The 21,422-nt window shown below is 62.8% G+C and carries 15 protein-coding genes and 1 tRNA gene; 7 read left to right on the top strand and 9 right to left on the bottom strand.

Annotated elements, in window-relative coordinates; translation table 11 throughout:
• The first annotated feature begins 82 nt into the window (after positions 1 to 82).
• Positions 83 to 1,849 carry an outer membrane beta-barrel protein gene (locus NKI67_RS01090; protein ID WP_352568142.1) on the top strand — a complete coding sequence of 589 codons (1,767 nt, stop codon included), beginning with the start codon at positions 83 to 85 and terminating at the stop codon, positions 1,847 to 1,849.
• Positions 1,850 to 1,981: 132 nt separating this feature from the next.
• On the opposite strand, the gene galU is transcribed toward NKI67_RS01090, so the two are convergent.
• Positions 1,982 to 2,887 (bottom strand): UTP--glucose-1-phosphate uridylyltransferase GalU, encoded by a 906-nt coding sequence (gene galU / locus NKI67_RS01085; RefSeq protein WP_023675387.1) that lies wholly within the window; start codon positions 2,885 to 2,887, stop codon positions 1,982 to 1,984.
• A 207-nt stretch (positions 2,888 to 3,094) separates the two neighbouring features.
• On the opposite strand from galU, the gene NKI67_RS01080 reads away from it, so the two are divergent.
• Both NKI67_RS01080 and NKI67_RS01075 read left to right on the top strand, forming a co-directional pair.
• Entirely contained in the window at positions 3,095 to 4,321 is a 1,227-nt protein-coding gene (locus NKI67_RS01080; protein WP_352588121.1) for a lytic murein transglycosylase, read from the top strand.
• Between the two features lie 26 nt (positions 4,322 to 4,347).
• Positions 4,348 to 5,595 (top strand): SGNH/GDSL hydrolase family protein, encoded by a 1,248-nt coding sequence (locus tag NKI67_RS01075; protein WP_352644126.1) that lies wholly within the window; start codon positions 4,348 to 4,350, stop codon positions 5,593 to 5,595.
• Between the two features lie 22 nt (positions 5,596 to 5,617).
• Here the strand turns inward: NKI67_RS01075 and NKI67_RS01070 are convergent, their stop codons facing one another.
• Together NKI67_RS01070 and gltB are read right to left on the bottom strand one after the other, a co-directional pair.
• Entirely contained in the window at positions 5,618 to 7,072 is a 1,455-nt protein-coding gene (locus NKI67_RS01070; protein WP_352448228.1) for a glutamate synthase subunit beta, read from the bottom strand.
• Between the two features lie 143 nt (positions 7,073 to 7,215).
• Complete coding sequence (gene gltB / locus NKI67_RS01065; protein ID WP_352644125.1) at positions 7,216 to 11,946, bottom strand: glutamate synthase large subunit; 4,731 nt, start codon at positions 11,944 to 11,946, stop codon at positions 7,216 to 7,218.
• 475 nt (positions 11,947 to 12,421) lie between these two features.
• On the opposite strand from gltB, the gene NKI67_RS01060 reads away from it, so the two are divergent.
• Positions 12,422 to 13,474 (top strand): threonine aldolase family protein, encoded by a 1,053-nt coding sequence (locus NKI67_RS01060; protein ID WP_352644124.1) that lies wholly within the window; start codon positions 12,422 to 12,424, stop codon positions 13,472 to 13,474.
• 90 nt (positions 13,475 to 13,564) lie between these two features.
• Here NKI67_RS01060 and NKI67_RS01055 read toward each other — a convergent pair whose 3' ends face one another.
• Entirely contained in the window at positions 13,565 to 14,029 is a 465-nt protein-coding gene (locus NKI67_RS01055) for an Hsp20 family protein (protein WP_023675381.1), read from the bottom strand.
• 473 nt (positions 14,030 to 14,502) lie between these two features.
• Between NKI67_RS01055 and NKI67_RS01050 the strand changes: the two genes are divergently transcribed.
• Positions 14,503 to 15,474: an alpha/beta fold hydrolase gene (locus NKI67_RS01050; RefSeq protein WP_352576132.1), complete on the top strand. Its 972-nt coding sequence runs from the start codon at positions 14,503 to 14,505 to the stop codon at positions 15,472 to 15,474.
• A gap of 20 nt (positions 15,475 to 15,494) precedes the next feature.
• On the opposite strand, the gene NKI67_RS01045 is transcribed toward NKI67_RS01050, so the two are convergent.
• The 3 genes from NKI67_RS01045 to NKI67_RS01035 all read right to left on the bottom strand — a co-directional run bounded on the left by NKI67_RS01045 (position 15,495) and on the right by NKI67_RS01035 (position 18,149).
• Positions 15,495 to 16,004 carry a DUF1579 domain-containing protein gene (locus NKI67_RS01045; protein ID WP_352576134.1) on the bottom strand — a complete coding sequence of 170 codons (510 nt, stop codon included), beginning with the start codon at positions 16,002 to 16,004 and terminating at the stop codon, positions 15,495 to 15,497.
• A gap of 101 nt (positions 16,005 to 16,105) precedes the next feature.
• A complete protein-coding gene (gene hisN, locus NKI67_RS01040; RefSeq protein ID WP_352576136.1) occupies positions 16,106 to 16,879 on the bottom strand; it encodes a histidinol-phosphatase in 774 nt (257 codons plus the stop codon).
• Between the two features lie 328 nt (positions 16,880 to 17,207).
• Positions 17,208 to 18,149 (bottom strand): N-formylglutamate amidohydrolase, encoded by a 942-nt coding sequence (locus NKI67_RS01035; RefSeq protein WP_352488728.1) that lies wholly within the window; start codon positions 18,147 to 18,149, stop codon positions 17,208 to 17,210.
• A 153-nt stretch (positions 18,150 to 18,302) separates the two neighbouring features.
• Here NKI67_RS01035 and cpdR point away from each other — a divergent pair, with 153 nt between their 5' ends.
• Positions 18,303 to 18,665 carry a cell cycle two-component system response regulator CpdR gene (gene cpdR / locus NKI67_RS01030; protein ID WP_006199474.1) on the top strand — a complete coding sequence of 121 codons (363 nt, stop codon included), beginning with the start codon at positions 18,303 to 18,305 and terminating at the stop codon, positions 18,663 to 18,665.
• A 104-nt stretch (positions 18,666 to 18,769) separates the two neighbouring features.
• A tRNA-Val gene (locus tag NKI67_RS01025) sits at positions 18,770 to 18,844 on the top strand.
• Between the two features lie 66 nt (positions 18,845 to 18,910).
• On the opposite strand, the gene fcl is transcribed toward NKI67_RS01025, so the two are convergent.
• Positions 18,911 to 19,873 (bottom strand): GDP-L-fucose synthase, encoded by a 963-nt coding sequence (gene fcl / locus NKI67_RS01020; RefSeq protein WP_352568153.1) that lies wholly within the window; start codon positions 19,871 to 19,873, stop codon positions 18,911 to 18,913.
• 163 nt (positions 19,874 to 20,036) lie between these two features.
• Positions 20,037 to 21,191, bottom strand: coding sequence for a dihydrodipicolinate synthase family protein (locus NKI67_RS01015; protein WP_352568154.1), 1,155 nt, complete (start codon positions 21,189 to 21,191; stop codon positions 20,037 to 20,039).
• Positions 21,192 to 21,422: the final 231 nt, after the last annotated feature.

Genomic DNA, 21,422 nt, shown 5'->3' with positions numbered 1-21,422 from the left:
CCATGCCTCAACGCTCCGTTAACCATCCCCATTTACGGTTTCGTAAGTATGGCGCGCGTGCGCCGCGCAAGCAGTGGTGCCGATGTCCGGGTTTCAGCCTCAAAACAAAATGGGACGAAAGGGCAAGGCGGTTTGCGCTTTGCTGCTGGCAACCAGTGTCTTTGCGTTGTCGCGGCCGGCACTGCTTTGCGCCCAGGAAACCGAGCTGCGCGGCGAGGTTTCGGAATCGACAATCCTGGACGACCAGCAGTACAAGATCAGGCAATCGAGCATAGCCGGAACCCAAGCCGCACAGGCTGCTGCAACCGCCAACGACAATACGCCGCTGCCTACCTATCGCCCGGCCAGCCAAGGGGCGTTGCCTGACGACGGCACGGGCGAGGCGGCCAAAACCGGCGGCACTTTCGATCAACCAGCGGCCATCGGCGATCCATTTCCCGACAACCCTGCTCCGCCCCCCCGACGGCGGCCAAGCGCGACGCAACGCGCCGCCAATGCGGCCAACGCCGAAGACGAGACCGCTGACAGCCAGAAGCGCAAGAGAACCGCGACTGCAGCCGCGGCGGCGACCGACGACACCGATACCGCCGCCATAGACGAGCAGGATACGGTCAACCGCCGTGCCGTCACCATCGATTCCGCCGAGAGGCTCAAGCTCGACCCTGGCGCCGAGCGCACCGAAGCCATCGAAGGCCAGGACAACAAGAACGAGGACGACCCGTTCGCCGCCACCGGCATCAAGCTCGGCTCCTTCGTGATCCGGCCGACGCTCGAGCAAGGCCTGACGTCTTCGACAAACGCCGATTCGAGCAGCCTCGGCAAGCCGGCCTTGCTGTCGGAAACGACGCTGCGCTTCAACGCCGTCTCCGACTGGCGGGAGAATTCGGCGACGGTTGAGGGCTATGGCATCTTCCGCGAAACCTTGTCCGGCTATGACATTCACGAGGCGCAAGGCCGCGTCGACGGCACACTCAACATCGATCTCGACAATGATCTGCGCGCCATCGCCAAGCTGGGCTATGAGGCCTTGCCCGAATCGGCCTCGGCGCCGGACGCGGTCGTCGGCGCCGTTGGCCAGCCGGTGCGCCAGACCGTGAACGGCAGTCTCGCCGTCGAGAAGGATGCCGGCAAAATGCGCTTCGCGCTGACTGGCGCGGTCGAGCACGACATCTTTGGCGACGCCAAGCTTTCGTCGGGCGGATCGCTGTCGCAGAAGGGCCGCGACTCGACGCTCTACACGGCCATTTTGCGTACCGGTTACGAGATCTCGCCTGCCATCACCCCGTTCACCGAAATCGAGATCGGCCGGCGCGCTTATGATTTGCGCGTCGATCCAAACGGCTTCCAGCGCTCCTCGACCAGGCTTGGCGCACGGGCCGGCGTCGAGCTCGATCTCCGCGAGAAGCTTAGCGGCGAGTTCTCGGTCGGCTGGCTGCGCGAAGCTATCGACGACGATGCCCTGCCGGCTATTTCGGGCGCGACGGTCAATGCCGATCTCAAATGGTCGCCGGAACGCGGCACCACGATCGGGCTCACCGCACAGACGACCGCCGAGAACACGACGAATGCGGGCGAAAGCGGCGACATGCTCTATTCCGGCAGCCTCACCGGCGAGCGGCAGATCCGCGCCAACCTGACCGGAAATGCCGCTCTCGGCCTTGAATGGCGCGACTATACCGGCTCCGACGATCATGATTTGACGCTGAGCGCCGAGGCTGGGCTGACGTGGTGGCTGAACCGCTACACCGGGCTCACCACCCGCGCCAGGACTGAAAAACTGACCAGCAACCTGGTTGGGCGCGACTACACGGCCAACAGTATCTTCGTCGGCTTGAAGTTGCAGCGCTAAATGCATGTCGCGCAAAAGTGTGCAGCGGTTTTGCGATAACGACTTGCGTAAAACAAGAACCTAAAGCGCGTCGCATGAGGCCGGTCGAACGCGGCGCGCTTTAGCCGATCAGCGCGGCAACCGGTGTTGAAACTACAAGGCTACGCCGCGGCGTTCTGACGGCGCGAGTTCGTCGAGAAGCGTGCGAATGACACCGGCCATGCTGGCATTCATGTCTCTGCGCCACAGTGCGAAGGCAACGTTGGCCTCGACGAAGCCTTCGGGCGAGCCGCAGTCGAACGTCCGCCCGCGGTAGTGGTAGCCGTAGAAGGACTGTTGCTTCTGCAGCTTCAGCATTGCATCGGTGAGCTGGATCTCGTTGCCGGCGCCTTTTTCCTGACCTTCGAGTATCTTGAATATCTCCGGCTGCAGGATATAGCGCCCGTTGATGTAGAGGTTCGACGGCGCCGTGCCGGTCTTCGGCTTTTCCACCATGCCGGTGATGCGGAAACCGTGATGCGCGTCCTCGCCGCGGCCGACAATGCCGTATTTGTGCGCCTCGGCCGGATCGCATTCCTGCACGGCGACGATGTTGTTGCCGGTCTCGGCGTAAAGCTCGACCATGTCCTTCATGCAGCTTTTTTCCGACTGCATGATCATGTCGGGCAACAGCAGCGCAAAGGGCTCGTCGCCGACGAGCTCGCGCGCGCACCAGACGGCGTGACCAAGGCCGAGCGGTACCTGCTGGCGGGTGAAGCTGGTCTGCCCCGGCGCCGGCTGCAGCCGCTGCAGGCGGGCGAGCTGGTCGTCCTTGCCGCGCTGCGCAAGCGTGTCGTAGAGCTCGAACTGGACATCGAAGTGATCCTCGATGACCGCCTTGTTGCGGCCGGTCACAAAGATGAAATGCTCGATCCCGGCTTCGCGCGCCTCATCGACCACATACTGGATGACCGGCCTGTCGACGACCGTCAGCATTTCCTTGGGAATGGCCTTGGTGGCGGGGAGAAAGCGCGTGCCGAGACCGGCAACCGGGAACACTGCCTTGCGAACTCTCTTCATGTGCCAATTATCCATTTGCATGACTGTTCGGCAATCCCGATTCGAGACATTTTCATGCCGAAATCGAGGATTACTGAACGGCGGGTCAGAAATCTCAGCTGGTAAAGCATTGACGCATCTTTTCACCCCGGACGACACCTATGGTAAACCAAATGCTAACCGGGTTCGGCGATGAATAGTCTTCCTGAGATGAAGAAGGAGGAAAAGATGTCCGTTCGCAACGCCGCAAGGCGCTTCACCAGCGTCCTGACGGCCGCCAGCCTCTCGTTTGCCTTGCTCATGCCCAGCGGGCCGGCTTTTGCCGATGCCGGCTTCCGCCAATGGGTCGCCAGCTTCCGTGCTACCGCCGTGGCGAGCGGCGTTTCCGGCTCCGTCTACGACCAGGCATTCAAGGGCATCAACGATGCTGACCCGGTGGTGCTGGAAAAGGCCCGTACTCAACCCGAATTCACCGCACCCGCTTGGGATTATTTCGACAACCGCGTCCATGACCAGTCGGTCGCCGTCGGCCAGCAGATGGCAAGGAAATGGAAGCCTTGGCTGGACAGGATCGAGGCAAGATACGGCGTCGACCGCTACATCCTGCTGGCCATCTGGTCTATGGAATCGAACTACGGCGAAACCCTCAAGCGCGATGATATCATGCGCAATGTGGTGCGCTCGCTGGCGACGCTTGGTTATGCCGACCCGAAGCGAGCGAAATTTGCCCGCACCCAGCTGATCGCGGCGCTGAAGATCCTGCAGACCGGCGACATCGACGAAAGCCATCTCAGCGGCTCATGGGCCGGCGCGATGGGCCATACCCAGTTCATCCCCACCAGCTACCAGTCCTATGCGGTCGATATGGACGGCAACGGCAAGCGCGACATCTGGAATTCGATTCCCGACGCACTGGCGACAGCCGCCAATTTGCTGAGGAAGAACGGCTGGCAAGCAGGCAAGACCTGGGGTTATGAGGTCAGCCTTCCGGACGGCAAGAAGCTGCCCGGAGGCTCGAAGTCGCTGTCGCAATGGCAGGCGCTGGGGGTCAGCCGTGCCAACGGCAAGCCGTTCAAGAACGGTGCGGACAAGGCGACGTTGAAGCTGCCCGGCGGCCGCGGCGGGCCGGCTTTCCTGATGATCAAGAATTTCTCGGTCATCAAGCGTTACAACAATGCCGACAAATATGCGCTCGCCGTGGGCCTTCTTGCCGACGAAATTGCCGGCTATGGCGGGCTTGTGCAGGACTGGAAGCGACCGTTTACCAAGCTCTCCTTCGAGGAAAGGCAGGAGCTTCAGAAGCGACTTTCCGAGCACGGCTATTACGACGGCAAGTTCGACGGCAAGATCGGTGACGGATCGAAAACCGCCATCATGGCCTTCCAGGCAAAGGCCGGCTTGACCCAGGACGGGTATCCGAGCAAGGAAGTGCTCAAATGGCTCAGGCAGAACTAGAGCCGGTTGCGGGATGGAGAGGGTGATTGGTTTCGGCTGCGCGCATCCGGTTAATCGTTCGTCGCGTGCCGATCCTGGTTCTGGCGATCGCCGTTCTGGCAGTCGGCGCCGCCAGTGCCTTTCATACCTCGGCCATGGCGCAGGAGCCGGAAAGTCGTGGCTGGTCGCTGCGCGACCTGTTGTTTCCGCGCAGAAGCGAGCGGTTTGAGCAGCCGCCGCCCGAATTCCAGAGAGAATTCCAGAGAACAAAGCCCAGGCCCAAGCTGAGAAAGCCCCGGTCAGTTCGCCGGCCGCCGCCGGCCGAGCCGACAACCCCGGTGGCCGAGAAGGCGCCGGATGCACGCGTCGTTCTGGTGGTCGGCGATTTCATGGCGTCTGGGCTGGCTGAGGGGCTCGACGCCGCCTTTGCCGAGAACACCGGCGTCAGGATCGTCGTCCGTGCCAACGGATCGTCCGGCTTCGTGCGTGACGATGTCTACAACTGGCCAGACCAGGTCAAGTCGCTGATCGCCGCCGAAAAACCGGCAGCCGTCGTCGTCATGCTCGGATCCAACGACCGGCAGCAGATGCGCGTCGGCGATGTGCGCGAGCAGCCGCGATCCGAAAACTGGACCAAGGAATACGAGCGCCGGACCGAAGCGTTCGGCAAGGCCATCGCAGCAACCAAGGTGCCGTATCTGTGGGTTGGCATGCCGGCCTTCCGGGTCTCGAAAATGACCTCCGACATGCTGGCCTTCAACGACATCTTCCGCTCGTCCACCGAAAGCCACGGCGGCGAATTCGTCGACGTCTGGGACGGGTTCGTCGACGAGAACGGCGCCTTCATCACCAGCGGACCGGACATCAACGGCCAATCGGTGCGCCTGCGCTCCGACGACGGCATCAACATGTCGAAGGCCGGCAAGCGCAAGCTCGCCTTCTATACCGAAAAGCCGCTCATGAAGATCCTTGGGCTGGCCGCGCCGGGAAGCGTGGTGACAGCGTCTGCCCCGGCCGGCGCTCCCGTCGAGGCGCCGTCACCTGCTGCCGCACCGATAGCTGTCGATCGCACCGTGCCGATGCTGCTCAGCGATCCGGCGCTGGACGGCGGCTCGGAACTTCTCGGCGCCGCCCCGCCGGCAAAAGCTGACAAGAATTTGCCGGGCGAAAGGCTGATCGTCGAGGGCAAGGCGCCCGACGCCTCACCGGGCCGCGCCGATGACTTCTCCTGGCCGCCCAAGACACAACCTGCGACTGCGGCCGCATCCGATACGACGACGGCGATCCGCCAGTAAACAGAACCTCTTCGGAACGGGCTCAGCGCGGCAGCACGCTCGATCCCATCAGCGCCTCGTCGATGGCGCGCGCCGCCTGGCGGCCCTCGCGGATCGCCCAGACGACCAGCGACTGGCCGCGCCGCACGTCGCCCGCCGCATAGAGCCTTTCGACGCTGGTCCTGTAGTCCCGGTCATTGGCCTCGACATTCTTCGAACGGCGGCTGTCGGTGACGATCTTCATCTGCCCGTCGAGTTCCGAGACCGGCCCGCGAGCGGCTGGCCCGGCAAAGCCGATGGCGATGAACGCGAGATCGGCGCGGATGACGAATTCGGTGCCGGCGATTGGCTTGCGCTTTTCGTCGACCTCGCAGCATTTGACCCCGGTCAGCTGGCCGTCCTCGCCGATGAATTCAAGCGTCGCCACCTGGAATTCGCGCTCGGCGCCTTCGGCCTGCGACGATGACGTGCGCATCTTGGTCGCCCAGTAGGGCCAGACCGACAGCTTGTCTTCCTTTTCCGGCGGCTGCGGCCGGATGTCGAGCTGGGTGACGCGCACCGCGCCCTGGCGGAAGGCGGTGCCGACGCAGTCTGAGGCAGTGTCGCCGCCGCCGACGACGACGACATGCTGGCCGCCGGCGACGATCGGGCGCGACGGCCATGCGACCGACTGGATCGGCTCGCCGCCGATACGCTTGTTCTGCTGCACCAGATAGGGCATCGCGTCGTGCACGCCGTCGAGATCGTCGCCCGGGATGTTGGCCGGGCGCGGCGTTTCGGAACCGCCGCAATAGAGCACGGCATCATATTCGGCGAGCAGTTCGGCGACCGGCTTGTCGACGCCGACATTGACGCCGCAATGGAAGCTGACACCTTCGCCCTGCATCTGCTCGATGCGCCGGTCGATATAATGCTTCTCGATCTTGAAATCGGGGATGCCGTAGCGCATCAGCCCGCCCGGCCGGCTCTCGCGCTCATAGACGTGAACGTCATGGCCTGCGCGGCCGAGTTGCTGGGCAGCCGCCATGCCTGCCGGCCCCGAGCCGATGATCGCGACGCGCTTGCCGGTCTTCCGTTCCGGCGGATAGGGCCGGATATGGCCGGTTTCATAGGCTTTGTCGGCAATCGCCTGCTCGATCGTCTTGATGGCGACCGGAATATCCTCGAGGTTCAGCGTGCAGGCTTCCTCGCAAGGTGCGGGGCAGATGCGGCCGGTAAATTCCGGAAAATTGTTGGTCGAATGCAGGTTGCGGATCGCGTTTTCCCAGTCGCCATTGTAGACGAGGTCGTTCCAGTCCGGGATCTGGTTGTGGATCGGGCAGCCGGTCGGTCCATGGCAATACGGAATGCCGCAATCCATGCACCGCGCGGCCTGTTTCTCGACCTCCTTGTCCGACATCGGCAGCGTGAACTCGCGGAAATGCCGGATGCGGTCGGAAGCCGGCTGGTACTTGTGCACCTGCCGGTCGATCTCGAGAAACCCTGTTACCTTGCCCATAGTCCAGTCCCTACTGTCCGGAAGGCACGCCTGGCGACGCACCCGTTAACCTCATAAGGCAGCTGTGGCAACCTTCAGTCCGAGGTCAGGATTCTTGATGAAGATGGTTGCCGGGACGCACGGCCTCCCGGCAATTTCCAAATCTATTCCGCCGCCACGTTCATGCGCATCCGCTCCATCTCGATCAGCGCGCGGCGGTATTCGACCGGCATGATCTTCCGGAATTTCGGCCGGAAAGTCGCCCAGTCGTCGAGGATTTCGCGACCTCGTACCGAGCCGGTGTAGTGGACGTGGTTGGAGATCAGCTGATAGAGCCGCTCCTCGTCATGGCTGGTCATATCGCCGGATACGTCGACACGGCCCTTATGGTCGAGATCGCCGCCATGGTGGAGCAGCTTTTCCATCAGGTCGTCCTCTTCCGGAACCGGCTCCAGCTCGACCATCGCCATGTTGCAGCGTTCGGCGAAATCACCCGCCTCGTCGAGCACATAGGCGACGCCGCCCGACATGCCGGCGGCGAAGTTGCGGCCGGTCTGGCCGATGACGACGACGATACCGCCGGTCATGTATTCGCAACCATGGTCGCCGACGCCTTCAACGACGGCGGCGACACCCGAATTGCGCACGGCAAAACGCTCGCCGGCAACGCCGCAGAAATAGGCCTCGCCCTCGGTTGCGCCGTAGAGCACGGTATTACCGACAATAATGGACTCGGCAGCAACGATTTTCGTGTTCTCCGGCGGGCGGATGACAATGCGGCCACCCGACAGGCCCTTGCCGACATAGTCGTTGGCAGCGCCCACAAGTTCGAACGAGACACCGCGCGCCAGGAAGGCGCCAAAGGACTGGCCGGCCGTGCCGGTGAGCTTGACCGAGATCGTGTCCTCGCGCAGTCCCTTGTGCTTGAAGCGCTTTGCCACCTCGCCCGACAGCATGGCGCCGGTCGAACGGTCGACGTTGCGGATCGGCAGTTCGATACTGACCGGCTGCCTGGCTTCGAGCGCCGGCTTTGCGAGTTCGATCAGCTTGCGGTCGAGCACGTCGTCGATCGGATGCTTCTGCCGCTCGGTCCAGTGCACCGCCTCGTGCGGCGCATCGGGCTTGTAGAACATCTTGCTGAAGTCGAGCCCGCGTGCCTTCCAGTGCTGGATCAGCTCGCGCTTTTCCAGAAGGTCGGTGTCGCCGATGATCTGGTCGAGATGGGTGTAGCCCATCTCGGCAAGCAGCGCCCGCACCTCTTCCGCCACATAGAAGAAGAAGTTGATGACGTGCTCGGGCGTGCCCTTGAAGCGCTTGCGCAGCACCGGGTCCTGTGTCGCGACGCCGACGGGGCAGGTGTTGAGATGGCACTTGCGCATCATGATGCAGCCGGCCGCGATCAACGGCGCGGTCGAAAAGCCGAACTCGTCGGCGCCGAGCAGTGCGCCGATAATGACGTCACGCCCGGTGCGCAGGCCGCCATCGACCTGCAGCGCGACGCGCGACCTGAGGCCGTTGAGCACCAGCGTCTGGTGCGTCTCGGCAAGGCCCATCTCCCACGGGCTGCCGGCATGCTTGAGCGAGGTCAGCGGCGAGGCACCGGTGCCGCCGTCATAGCCTGATATGGTGATGTGGTCGGCACGCGCCTTGGCGACGCCGGCCGCAACCGTGCCGACGCCGACTTCCGAGACCAGCTTGACCGATACGTCGGCCACCGGATTGACGTTCTTCAGGTCGTAGATGAGCTGCGCCAGATCCTCGATCGAATAGATGTCGTGATGCGGCGGCGGCGAGATCAGGCCGACGCCCGGCGTCGAGTGCCTGACCTTTGCTATGGTCGCATCGACCTTGTGGCCCGGCAGCTGGCCGCCCTCGCCGGGCTTCGCCCCTTGCGCGACCTTGATCTGCATCATGTCGGAATTGACCAGATACTCGGCCGTGACGCCAAAGCGTCCCGAAGCGACCTGCTTGATTGCCGAGCGTTCGGGGTTCTTGCCGCCGCCCGGCAGTGGCAGATAGCGGTCGGCCTCTTCGCCGCCCTCGCCGGTGTTCGACTTGCCGCCGATGGCGTTCATGGCGCGCGCCAGTGTCGTGTGCGCTTCCCTTGAGATCGAGCCAAAGGACATCGCCCCGGTCGAGAAGCGCTTGACGATATCGGCCGCCGGCATCACCTCGTCGAGCTTGACCTTCTTACGCCCGGTCTCTTGCGCAAGCTTGATCTTGAACAGGCCGCGAATGGTCTGCGCCTGCGCCGTCTCGCTGTCGATCTGGGCGGAATAGTCCTTGAACGTCTCCCACGAGCCTTGGCGCACGGCGTGCTGCAAGGTCGCCACTGCGTCGGGCGACCAGATATGGGCCTCGCCGCGCATGCGGAACATGTATTCGCCGCCGACCTCGAGGCTGTTGCGCAGCACCGGGTCGTTGCCGAAGCCGTCGGTGTGGCGGCTGACCGTTTCGGCGGCGATCTCGTCCAGCCCGACGCCTTCGATCAGCGTCGCCGTGCCGGTGAAGTACTTCTGCACGAAGTCCGACTTGAGCCCGATGGCGTCGAATATCTGCGCGCCGCAATAGGACTGGTAAGTGGAGATGCCCATCTTGGACATCACCTTCAGGATGGCCTTGCCGATCGACTTGATGTAACGGGAGACGACTTCGTAGGCATCGACCTCCGCCGGCAATTCGCCACGCTTGTGCATGTCGAGCAGCGTGTCGAAAGCGAGATAGGGATTGATCGCCTCGGCGCCGTAGCCGGCGAGACAGCAGAAATGATGCACCTCGCGCGGCTCGCCGGATTCCACGACGAGCCCAACCGACGTGCGCAATCCCTTGCGGATCAAATGATGGTGCACGGCCGCAGTCGCCAGCAGTGCCGGAATGGCGATGCGGTCCGGGCCGAGCTGACGGTCCGACAGGATGATGATGTTGTAGCCGCCGGCGACCGCCGCCTCGGCGCGCTCGCATAGCCGGTCGATGGCGCCCTGCATGCCGGCCGCGCCTTCATTCGAACCGTAAGTGATGTCGATCGTCTTGGTGTCGAAACGGTCTTCGGTGTGGCCGACGGAGCGCAGCTTCTCCAGATCGCCATTGGTCAGGATCGGTTGGCGCACTTCGAGCCGCTTGCGGCGCGAATTGCCGACAAGATCGAAGATGTTGGGCCGCGGCCCGATGAAGGACACCAGGCTCATCACCAGCTCCTCGCGGATCGGGTCGATCGGCGGATTGGTGACCTGTGCGAAATTCTGCTTGAAATAGGTGTAGAGCAGCTTCGATCTGTCCGACATTGCCGAAATCGGCGTGTCGGTACCCATCGAGCCGACCGCTTCCTGGCCGGTGGTCGCCATCGGCGACATCAACAGCTTGGTGTCCTCCTGGGTGTAGCCAAACGCCTGCTGGCGGTCGAGCAGTGAGACATCCCTGCGCAGGGCGCGCGGCTCGACCGGGTTCAGATCCTCGAGGATGAGCTGTGTGTTGGCGAGCCAGCTCTTGTAGGGGTGCCTGGTCGCGATCTCCGACTTGATCTCCTCGTCGGAAACGATGCGGCCCTTGTCCAAGTCGATCAGCAGCATGCGGCCGGGCTGCAGCCGCCACTTCTTGACGATCCTTTCCTCCGGCACCGGCAGCACGCCGGCTTCCGAGGCCATGATGACGCGGTCGTCATCGGTGACGATGTAGCGCGCCGGCCGCAGCCCGTTGCGGTCGAGTGTGGCACCGATCTGGCGGCCGTCGGTGAAGGCAACCGCCGCTGGCCCGTCCCACGGCTCCATCAGGGCTGCGTGATACTCGTAGAAGGCCTTGCGGTCCTGACCCATCAGCTTGTTGCCGGCCCAGGCTTCCGGGATCAGCATCATCATGGCGTGGGCGAGCGAATAGCCGCCCTGCGTCAGGAATTCGAGCGCATTGTCGAAGCAGGCGGTGTCGGACTGCCCTTCATAGGAGATCGGCCACAGCTTCGAGATGTCGTTGCCGAACAGTTCGGAATCGACCGAGGCCTGCCGCGCCGCCATCCAGTTGACGTTGCCGCGCAGCGTATTGATCTCGCCATTGTGGGCGACCATGCGGTAGGGATGCGCCAGCTTCCACGACGGGAACGTGTTGGTCGAGAAGCGCTGGTGGACGAGGATCAGCGCCGTCTCGAAACGCGGGTCGGTGAGGTCCTTGTAGTAGGCGCCGACCTGATAGGCCAGGAACATGCCCTTGTAGACGATGGTCCGCGACGACATCGAGACGACATAGAAGCCGTTGTCGACGCCTTTGGTCTCTTCGTGGATACGGCCGGAAATGACCTTGCGCAGGATGTAGAGCCGCCGCTCGTAATCGTCGTCGTTCTCGATCTCGGCGCCGCGGCCCAGGAATACCTGTCGGTGCACCGGCTCGGAAGCGGCGATGTCGGGCGCCTTGGACAGCGACGAATTATCGACCGGCACGTCGCGAAAGCCGAGCAGCGGCTGGCCCTCGAGTTGCGCCACCTCGGCGATGATGCCTTCGATATGCGCCTGCAGTTCCGGGTCGCGCGGCATGAACACATGGCCGACGGCATAGTGGCCGGGCTTCGGCAGTTCGACCCCTTGCTTGGCCATCTCCTCGCGGAAGAAGCGGTCCGGCAGCTGCACCAGCACGCCGGCGCCGTCGCCCATCAGCGGATCCGCGCCGACGGCGCCGCGATGCGTCAGGTTTTCGAGCACGGCAAGGCCGTCCTCGACGATCTGATGCGACTTCACGCCCTTCATGTTGACGATGAAGCCGACGCCGCAGGCATCATGCTCGTTGCGCGGATCATAGAGGCCGTGCGCGGCATAGCCGGTGCTGGTTCGCCCAATATTGGTCACGGACGGATTTTTGACGGCTGCCGCTTTCGTCTGCGCGGCCTTCGTCGCAGATGGCGTCATGTCCGTCATCGTCCTGTCCTCCGTTCCGTCCCCTTCGGGCGCTGGTTTCCGTCGGGAAGCGCGTGGCTCCCCTTTCAATCTTGCGGCACGTCTTGCGAAATTCTTGCCGACCGTGCGGCTTTCCGCATCGTTCGCATATGGTATTCGTACAGGCTGGAGCCAGACTGTCTAGCTGTCGCTCGCGGCAATGCCGCAGAGGCGCAATCATATGCCAATGCGGCCAGTTTTGTGCGACAAAATAAGACAGCACTACTGTCCTAAATTTTTATGACAGAAATTTTGGATGCACACAAGACCGATTCACAAAATTCTTGAGGCTTTCGCGACAGAAAATTGCGCGGAACGCCGTGTTAGCGTAGCCTTCGGTCGCTGCATCTACGCTCATGCGTTTCGCTGGCTTTAGCGGATTTTCGGCATCTGCCACTTGCGGCCGGTATGCGAAAGCGGCCAAGCTCGCATCGATTTCCCCAGCATAGGCAGACGCATGATTTTCGCTTCCGACAATTGGGCAGGCGCCCATCCCCGTATCGCTGCCGGCCTGTCGGCCCATGCCGACGGCTTCTCCACCGCCTATGGCGACGGTGCCCTCGACAAGGCCGTTTACCAGCGCTTCAATGAAATCTTCGAATGCGAGGTCGCGGTGTTTTTCGTCGCCACCGGCACCGCTGCCAATTCGCTGTCGCTGACTACCTATAACAAGCCAGGCGGCATTTCCTTCTGCCATCGCGAATCGCACGTCATCGAGGACGAATGCGGTGCACCGGAATATTTCACCGGCGGTTCGCGGCTTTATACAGTCGAAGGCGCACTCGGCAGGATCGATGCCGGCAATCTGGAACGGGCGGTGGACCGTTTCGCACCCGAAAACGTCCATTCCGGGCGGCCGGTTGCCGTTTCGATCACCCAGTCGACCGAAGTCGGCACCGTCTACACGCTGAACGAAATCGCCAGGATTTCGGCGATCGCAAAGCAGCATGGACTGCCGCTGCACATGGATGGGGCCCGCTTTGCCAATGCGCTCGTCGCGCTGGAAACGACGCCGGCCGAAATGACCTGGAAGCACGGCGTTGACATCCTCTCCTTTGGCGGCACCAAGAATGGCTGTTGGTGCGCCGAGGCGATCGTGCTGTTCGACCTCGAGCGAGCCAAGGAATTGGCCTTTTTGCGCAAGCGCGCGGCCCAGCTGTTCTCGAAATCGCGCTTCATCGCCGCGCAATTCGATGCTTATTTCAGGGGTGGGCTATGGCTCGACACAGCACGGCACGCCAATGCGATGGCGGCACGGCTTGCCGCGGCGATAGAAGATTCCCCTTCGGCCCGGCTGGCCTGGCTGCCGCAGGCGAACGAGGTCTTCGCGGTTATGAAAAAGGCCGAGGCCGAAAGAATGCAAGCGGCAGGGGCGGCCTTCCACGACTGGCACAGGCCGCTCGGCTACGACAGCTACATTGGCGAAGACGAAGCGCTCTATCGCTTTGTCACCAGCTTCTCGACCACGCCCGACGAGGTCGACCGTTTCGGCTACCTGCTCGCCGGATAGCAAGCCTTGCCCACCAGGAAAAAGAGCGGCGCATTGCTGCACCGCCCTTTCTTCCCGGGGAGTTGGCGTCCCGGAGTTTAGCTGCCTGGCTTAGGCGGCAGTCTTGGCCTCGATCTGCTTGGCCTTGGCCGGAGCCGAGGTGATCGCGATCTTGCGCGGCTTCAGCTCTTCGGGGATGTTGCGCTTGAGGTCGACGAAGAGCAGGCCGTTCTTCAGCGCGGCGCCGACAACCTCGACGTGATCGGCAAGCTGGAAGCGGCGCTCGAAGGCTCGACTGGCGATACCGCGATAGAGCAGTTCGGAGCCTTCGCCATTGCCTTCCTCCTTGCGCTCACCCTTGACGGTCAGCACATTGCGGTGAGCTTCGATCGAAATCTCATCTTCCGAGAAGCCGGCCACAGCCATCGAGATGCGATAGGCATCCTCGCCCGTGCGCTCGATGTTGTAAGGCGGATACGTCTGGCCTTCCGGCTGCGCAAGCGAATCGAGCATGGTGAACAACCGGTCAAAACCGACGGTCGAACGGTAGAGCGGGGAAAAATCAACGTGACGCATGGTGTGTTCTCCTGTTGAGCAACAAGGTTGCGTATGGCCGGTGCGAAACCCGTAACGGCGTTCCGGATGGGCCAGCGGCCCCGACATTGGCGACCGCATGACAAATTTGGGAAGCCGGCGACGGCATTTCAAGATTTTCCCGCGTCCGAACGGGACCGGTCCCGGCCCACGTCCCGATGCCGATGAACGGCAGATGAACCGTGGCTTCGGCGAGCGTTCAGCCAGGCGGCACTAAAACTGTTCTCGAGATCACGAACAGGTCGCCGGAAAAGGCGACATGACGAGGCCGAACCGGGTGTAACGTCCCTTCCTCCCGGTCGACAGAGGCCGGAAGCACGCCAAGGCTGCTTCCGGCCTTACTTGTTCGCTGCCTGGGTCGACCTCCCCGGCGTCCCGAATTCCTTTGCTTTTGGCGCATGGGCGTTTATGCCTGATTTGCGCCCATGCCGGCACCGACACCAACCAAACACCGTATGACCGATCTTCTCCACCAGCCCCCTCTCTTCCACGAAACTCCGGGAAATCCGCTGCCGGAAAACACGGCCGGCGGCTTCTTCACCACGCGCGACGGCAAGAAGATCCGCTATGGTCTGTTTGCCGCGGTTAGCCGTCCGATGAAGGGCACCGTGGTCGTCCTGACCGGCCGCAACGAATGCATCGAGAAGTATTTCGAGACCATTCGCAACCTTGCCGACCGGGGTTTTGGCGTGGCAACCCTCGACTGGCGCGGCCAGGGCGCTTCCGACCGGATGATCGGCGACCGACAGCGCGGCTACGTCCAGAGCTTCTTCGACTATACCGGCGATCTGGAGCAGTTCTTCGAAGAGATCGTGCTGCCCGATTGCCGAGGACCCTACTACATACTGGCCCATTCGGCCGGCGCGGTGATCGCGCTGCTCGCCGCGCCCTCGATGGCGAACCGCGTGCGCCGCATGGTGCTGATCGCACCGTTCTTCACCGTGCCGGACCTGCCGGTTTCGGTAAAAACCGTCCGCCGCATCTGTTCGCTGTTCTGCCTTCTCGGCCTTGGCCGACTCTATGCCGCATGGGGGCCGCGGCCCAAGGAATCGGTGCCCTTCGCCATAAACAAGCTGACCAGCGACCCGGAACGCTATCGGCGCAATACGCTGATCTACGAAACCTATCCGCAGCTGGCGCTCGGCGGACCGACGATCTGCTGGCTGAAGGCGGCCACGGAGGCATCCTTGATCGTCAGCGACCCGGATTTCATGGCCAAGATCCAGGTGCCCTTGCTGATGATCGCCGCCGGCGCCGACCAGGTCGTCTCGACCAGGGCAGTCGAAGCCTATGCGAGACGTCTGCGCGTCGGCTCGCTAGTGATGATCGACGGCGCCCGCCATGAGATCCTGCAGGAAGCCGACCTCTATCGCGAGCAGTTGCTTGCGGCATTCGATGCCTTCATCCCCGGAACCGGTGACGTCTGAGCCACATACCTCGTCCGGCTTCAGCTCGTGCGGGCGAAATCCATGATCCAGTTGGTCTCCCATGCCTTGCCGCCGTCCGGCGAAAAGGCCTGCTCCCAGCGCGCCGACCCGTCCGTGATCCGCGACCACAGGAAGCGGACCTGGATCGGCTGGCCGTCGAAGACGTCTTCGCACAGGAACGTGCCGACGCCCGCCACGAAAGTGCCGCGCATCGGAACATCGATGGTCGACGGATTGCGGCCGTCGATCCACCAGATCGACCATTGCCTCGCCGCCGGGTCGAAGGTCCGCAAGGTGGCGGCGCGATAGGGCCCGCCGGGCAATTCAATCCAATTGTCGTCGACATTGCCGAGGCCGCCAAGGATCGGCCGCACGTCGCACGTGCCGCCAAACACATCCCAGTTGCCGTCGCCCTGCAGCCGCTTCTGCAATCTTCGATGGCCGACGGTCCAGCGCCCGAAAAAGAAATCGAAATCGCTCCGCCCGTCCGCCGGAGCATCAGAATGGCTGGCTGCTGGCTGCGTCGACATCTATGGTCCTCCCGGCTGACAGCGTTTCATAGCGCATGCCAACTGACATCAGCCTGTCAGGAGGTATGGCAACGATCTTGCCTGGGCAGCAATGGCCAATCTCAGCCGCGCAGCGCCGCCATCGCGGCTGCGTGCAGCTCTGGTGTCGCCGCTGCCAGAATGTCGCCGCCCTTTTCCGCCGGTCCGCCTTCGAAAGTGGTGATGACGCCGCCCGCCTTCTCGATGATCGGGATCAGCGCGACGATGTCGTAGGGCTTCAATCCGGGATCGGCGACGATATCGACGCTGCCCGCCGCCACCATGGCGAAGGCATAGCAGTCGGTGCCGTAGCGGGCGAGTTGGACCTGTTGCTCGAACAGGTCGTAGCGCAGGCGCGCGTCTCCCTTGAACAGCGCCGGCGTGGTGGTGAACAGCGTCGCCTCGGCGAGATTCGTCGTCTTGCGCGTCGCGAGTCTTCGCGGGCCACCGGGACCTTCATAATGCGAGCCGGAGGCATTGGCGTAGAACAGCTCTCCGGTGAAGGGCTGCGACATCATGCCGGCGACGGCATCGCCGTCGACCGTCAGTCCGACCAGCGTGCCCCATACCGGCAGGCCGGAAATGAAGGCGCGCGTGCCGTCGATCGGATCGATCACCCAGACATGCCGGCTGGAGATGTTTTCGCCGCCATGTTCCTCGCCGAGAATGCCGTGATCGGGGTACTGCGCTGATATCAGCGCCCGGATGGCGCGCTCGGCCTCGCGGTCGGCCTCGGTGACCGGGTCGAAGCTGCCGCGCTCCTTGTTGGTGACCGCGCCCTGGTTGCGGAAGCGCGGCAAGGTCTCGGCTGCGGCGGCACGCGCAATGCGCCGCATGAACTCGATGCTGATGTCCAACTGATTCTCCCGCTCCAGCATGTTTGGAGATACCCGTTTGCCTACGGATTTATGCCGAAACAAAGGCGTTCGGAGCCTTTCGCATGGTGCCAACTGTTGCTCGAATGCAACGCCGCCGTCATGGAAATGCAATTTCCACTTCACAGTGAATTAAAAAAGCCGGAACGCGCCTTGACATTTGTGCAGCGCACAATACGTTTGTTCTCGGACAGGGGTTCCTGTCCATGCCCTCCTTGGGCGTTTCCTCCCTAGACTTCGACCGTGTCGTGCAAACGATGCGGTCTTTTTTTACGCTGCCGCATGAGCGGCGAGTACCGCGATTCCGCGGCTATTCGGCGGCCAGCGGCAGATCCATGAAATTGTGATCGGGCATCGCCATCAGTTCGGCCGAAAACCGCGCCAGATCGTCGGCCAGGGCGTCGAAACCAGCCGATCTCTGGAACGTCCGCTCATTCATGTAGAGCCCGCGATTGACCTCGATCTGCAGCGCATGCAGATGGCGCACGGGGCGGCCATAGTGCTCGGTAATGAAGCCTCCGGCATAGGGCTTGTTGTGGGCGACGCTGTAGCCCATGCCGGTGAGCAGGCCGATCGCCGTCTCGGTCAACGCCGCCGCGGCGGAAATGCCAAAGCGGTCGCCGACGATGAAGTCCGGCCGCAATCCGCTGTCGCCGACCCTTATGCTTGCCGGCATCGAGTGGCAGTCAATCAGCACGGCGTAGCCGAAGCGCGCATGGGTTCTGGTCAAAAGCCGTTTCAGCGTCTCGTGATAGGGCTTGTAGACCGCTTCGATGCGCGCCACGGCTTCCGCCAGCGGCAAGCGGCCGGAATAGATGTCGAGCCCCTCGCCGACCAGCTTGGGCACGGTGCCGAGCCCGCCGGCCACCCGCGCCGAGCGGATGTTGCAGAATGACGGCACCGGTTCGGCGAACATGCGCGGGTCGAGTTCCCACGGCTCCCGGTTGACGTCGAGATAGGCGCGCGGGAAGTTTGCCGCCAGCATCGGCGCCCCGAGCGCGACGGCGCCGCCGAACAATTCCTCGACATAGCAGTCCTCTGAGCGGCGGATGGCGTTGCGGTCCAGCTTGGCCATAGCCATGAACCGGTCCGGATAGTAGCGGCCGCTATGCGGCGAGTTGAAGAGGAAGGGAACGCGCTGTTCGGCGCCCGATCGGATTTCGAAGGGAGGAACGACCGAAAAATCCTCGGCTGCCGTTTTCAATTTGAACGAACCCGGGAATACCAATGCATCATGATAGGAAAGTGCCACCTCGCCGCCCACATGTCCAGCCGCCGAAGCGCAAGCCAAAACAGGATTGTGCGCCCAACGTTCACTTGATGTTTACCGTCGCCTCCTCATATACAGCATGGTTAACGGGCTTGCCGCACGGCATTGTCGGTTGGGTGATTCGGACGGGACAAGATGGCACGCATTCTGCTGGCGGAAGACGACGACGACATGCGCCGGTTCCTCGTCAAGGCGCTGGAGCGCGCCGGTTATCAGGTCAGCGATTTCGACAATGGCGCCAGTGCCTATGAGCGGCTGCGCGAGGAACCTTTTTCGCTGCTTTTGACCGACATCGTCATGCCCGAGATGGATGGCATCGAGCTCGCCCGTCGCGCCACGGAGATCGATCCCGACCTCAAGGTGATGTTCATCACCGGCTTCGCCGCCGTCGCGCTGAACCCTGATTCCAAGGCGCCGAAAGACGCCAAGGTGCTATCGAAGCCGTTCCACCTGCGCGACCTCGTCAACGAAGTCGAAAAGATGCTGCAGGCCGCCTGACGCGCTTTTTGTCGCGTCTTGACCGACGCCGCAAGCCAGCCATTCTTTCCCCTTTCCCGCTATTGACGTGCAGAACCAAAAATGGTGTATGCGCGGCTTCGGATGGGCGTGTAGCTCAGCGGGAGAGCACTGCATTGACATTGCAGGGGTCACAGGTTCAATCCCTGTCACGCCCACCATCCAGACAATCCCTCAATTGGCCGTCGGTATTTTTCGTCGACTGACGTTCCCGGCCTATACCGGCCTCAGGCGGCGCCGAGGCGGAGATCGCCGCTCTCGACGTGCTCCAGAAACCACGCATAGGTCTGTTCCAATCCGCTGCGCAGCGAATAGCGCGGGCGCCAGCCGGTGGCGAACAGACGCGACACGTCCATCAGCTTGCGCGGCGTGCCGTCCGGCTTCGTCGCATCGAACGTTATCGCGGCATCGGCGCCGGCGACCGACACGATGGTGCGGGCAAGGTCGGCAATGGTGATGTCTTCCCCAGAGCCGACATTGATGTGGCTGTCGCCCGAATAATTCTTCAGCAGCCAGACCAGCGCGTCGGCGGCGTCGTCGACATGCAGGAATTCACGCATCGGCGTGCCCGATCCCCACACCTCCAGGCTCTTGCGGCCGGCGCGCCTGGCCTCGTGCGCCTTGCGCATCAGAGCGGGCACGACATGGCTGGAATTGAGGTCGAAATTGTCGCCCGGACCGTAGAGATTGGTCGGCATCGCCGAGATGTAGTCGACGCCGTACTGGCGCCGATAGGCCTGGCACAGTTTCAGCCCGGCGATCTTGGCGATCGCATACCATTCGTTGGTGGGCTCGAGCGGCCCGGTCAGCAAGGCGTCCTCGGAGATCGGCTGCGCCGCGAATTTGGGATAGATGCAGGATGAACCGAGAAACAGCAGCTTCTGCACCTCGTTGCGGAAGGCGCTGTCGATGACATTGTTCTGCATGACGAGATTGTCCTGCAGGAAATCGACGGGAAGCCTGTTGTTGGCCAGGATACCGCCGACCTTGGCCGCCGCCATCACCACTGCATCCGGCTTGCGGTCGGCCATCCAGCGCCGCACGCCGGCCTGGTCGAGAAGATCGAGCTCGGCGCGCGAGGCGGTCATAACCTCGCAATCCTCGTCGGCCAATCGGCGCAGGATGGCCGAGCCGACCATGCCGCGATGTCCGGCCACGAAAACGCGCTTGCCCTGAAGGTCGAAGGTCATCAGCTTACCCCAATGCAGAACGGCAGCTTTTTGCCAGTTGGCCGGCGGAGCGCCGGATCGGCTTCTCTGTTGCCGGACGCATACCGCATACAGATTTGCCCAGACAAGGCAAATCGCAAAGCCACCCGAAGCAACCTTTGATCGGATGCTGTAGCGCTCGCGATCAGACGCCCGCTACCGCGCAGAGGCTTGTCATTCTGGCAATGGCAAGCTCGGGGTCGGCCAGCAACCCTGCCTGGTCGGCAAGGCGAAAGACATCGGAATAGTGACGGATGCCGCGCGCCGATTGCATGCCGCCGATCATCGAAAAATGCTCCTGGTGGCCGTTCAGCCATGCCATGAAGACGATGCCGGCCTTGTAATATTCGGTCGGCACCTCGAAGATTTTGCGCGACAGCGGCACTGTCGGCGCCATCAGCGCGTCATAGCCGGCGCGGTCGCCGTCGGCCAGCTTTGCCAGCGCTGCATTGGCGACCGGCGCGATCGCATCGAAAATGCCGAGCAGCGCGTGCGAATGTCTGTCGCCGTCGCCGGCGATCAGCTCGGGGTAATTGAAATCGTCGCCGGTGAACATCAGCACGCCCTCGGGCAGCCGGTCCCTGAGCGCAATCTCCTTGCCGACATCGAGCAGCGATATCTTTATGCCTTCGACCTTGCCGGCATGGCGTTCGATGATCGCGACCACCGTCTCCAGCGCAGTTTCGAAGTCGCTGCTGCCCCAGTAGCCTTTCAGCGCCGGGTCGAACATGTCGCCCAGCCAGTGCAGGATGACCTTGCCGGAGGCCTGGGACAGGATGCGGTCGTAGACGCCGATATAGTCGTCGGGGCCTTTGGCGACCGCCGCAAGCGCCCGGCTGGCCATCATGATCGCCTTGCCGCCAAGCCCTTCGATGAAGCCGAGCTGTTCTTCATAGGCCGCGATGACATCGTCTAGCCTGCTGGCGCCCCCCGGCGCCAGATGGTCGGTGCCGGCGCCCGACGCAAGATCGGCGCCTTCGACGCTGCGCGCCTCGGCGATCGAGCGGCGGATCAATTCCTTGGCATTCGCCCAGTCGAAACCCATGCCGCGCTGAGAGGTGTCCATCGCTTCGGCGACACGGAAGCCAAGCCGCCAGAGGTGATGGCGAAACGCCATCGTCTTGTCCCAGTCGACCGCGGGCCTCGACCACGGATCGGTCATGGCGCGGGGATCGGCAACGACATGGGCGGCGGCGTAGGCGATGCGCGAGAAGCGAGCGCCGGCCACAGGCTGCACCGGCTGGCCGACAAGCCGGTAGCGGACACGGCCGGCGCCTTCCCCGGGCAAGGTGATGTCCATGGCTCTCTCCCTTACCAACGCCTATTAACTGGAACGTTCCAACAAATCAAGATATTTTGCCGCCCTGCCTCGTGCAGCAAAAATTGCTGCATCGCAGCAGCCGAAAGCCTGCTTGCCGGAGGATTGCGCCACCGAGCCGCATTTTTCCCGGGTTCGCAAAAACGCGATTGACTCAAATGCGCCCCAGGGATTAGATCGTTCCAATAAAATCGCACAAGAAACCACCGGGAG

The organism is Mesorhizobium sp. M0408, assembly GCF_040321495.1.
In the GTDB taxonomy this organism is placed as follows: Bacteria; Pseudomonadota; Alphaproteobacteria; order Rhizobiales; family Rhizobiaceae; genus Mesorhizobium.
This window is presented reverse-complemented; position numbering and strand designations above follow the sequence as displayed.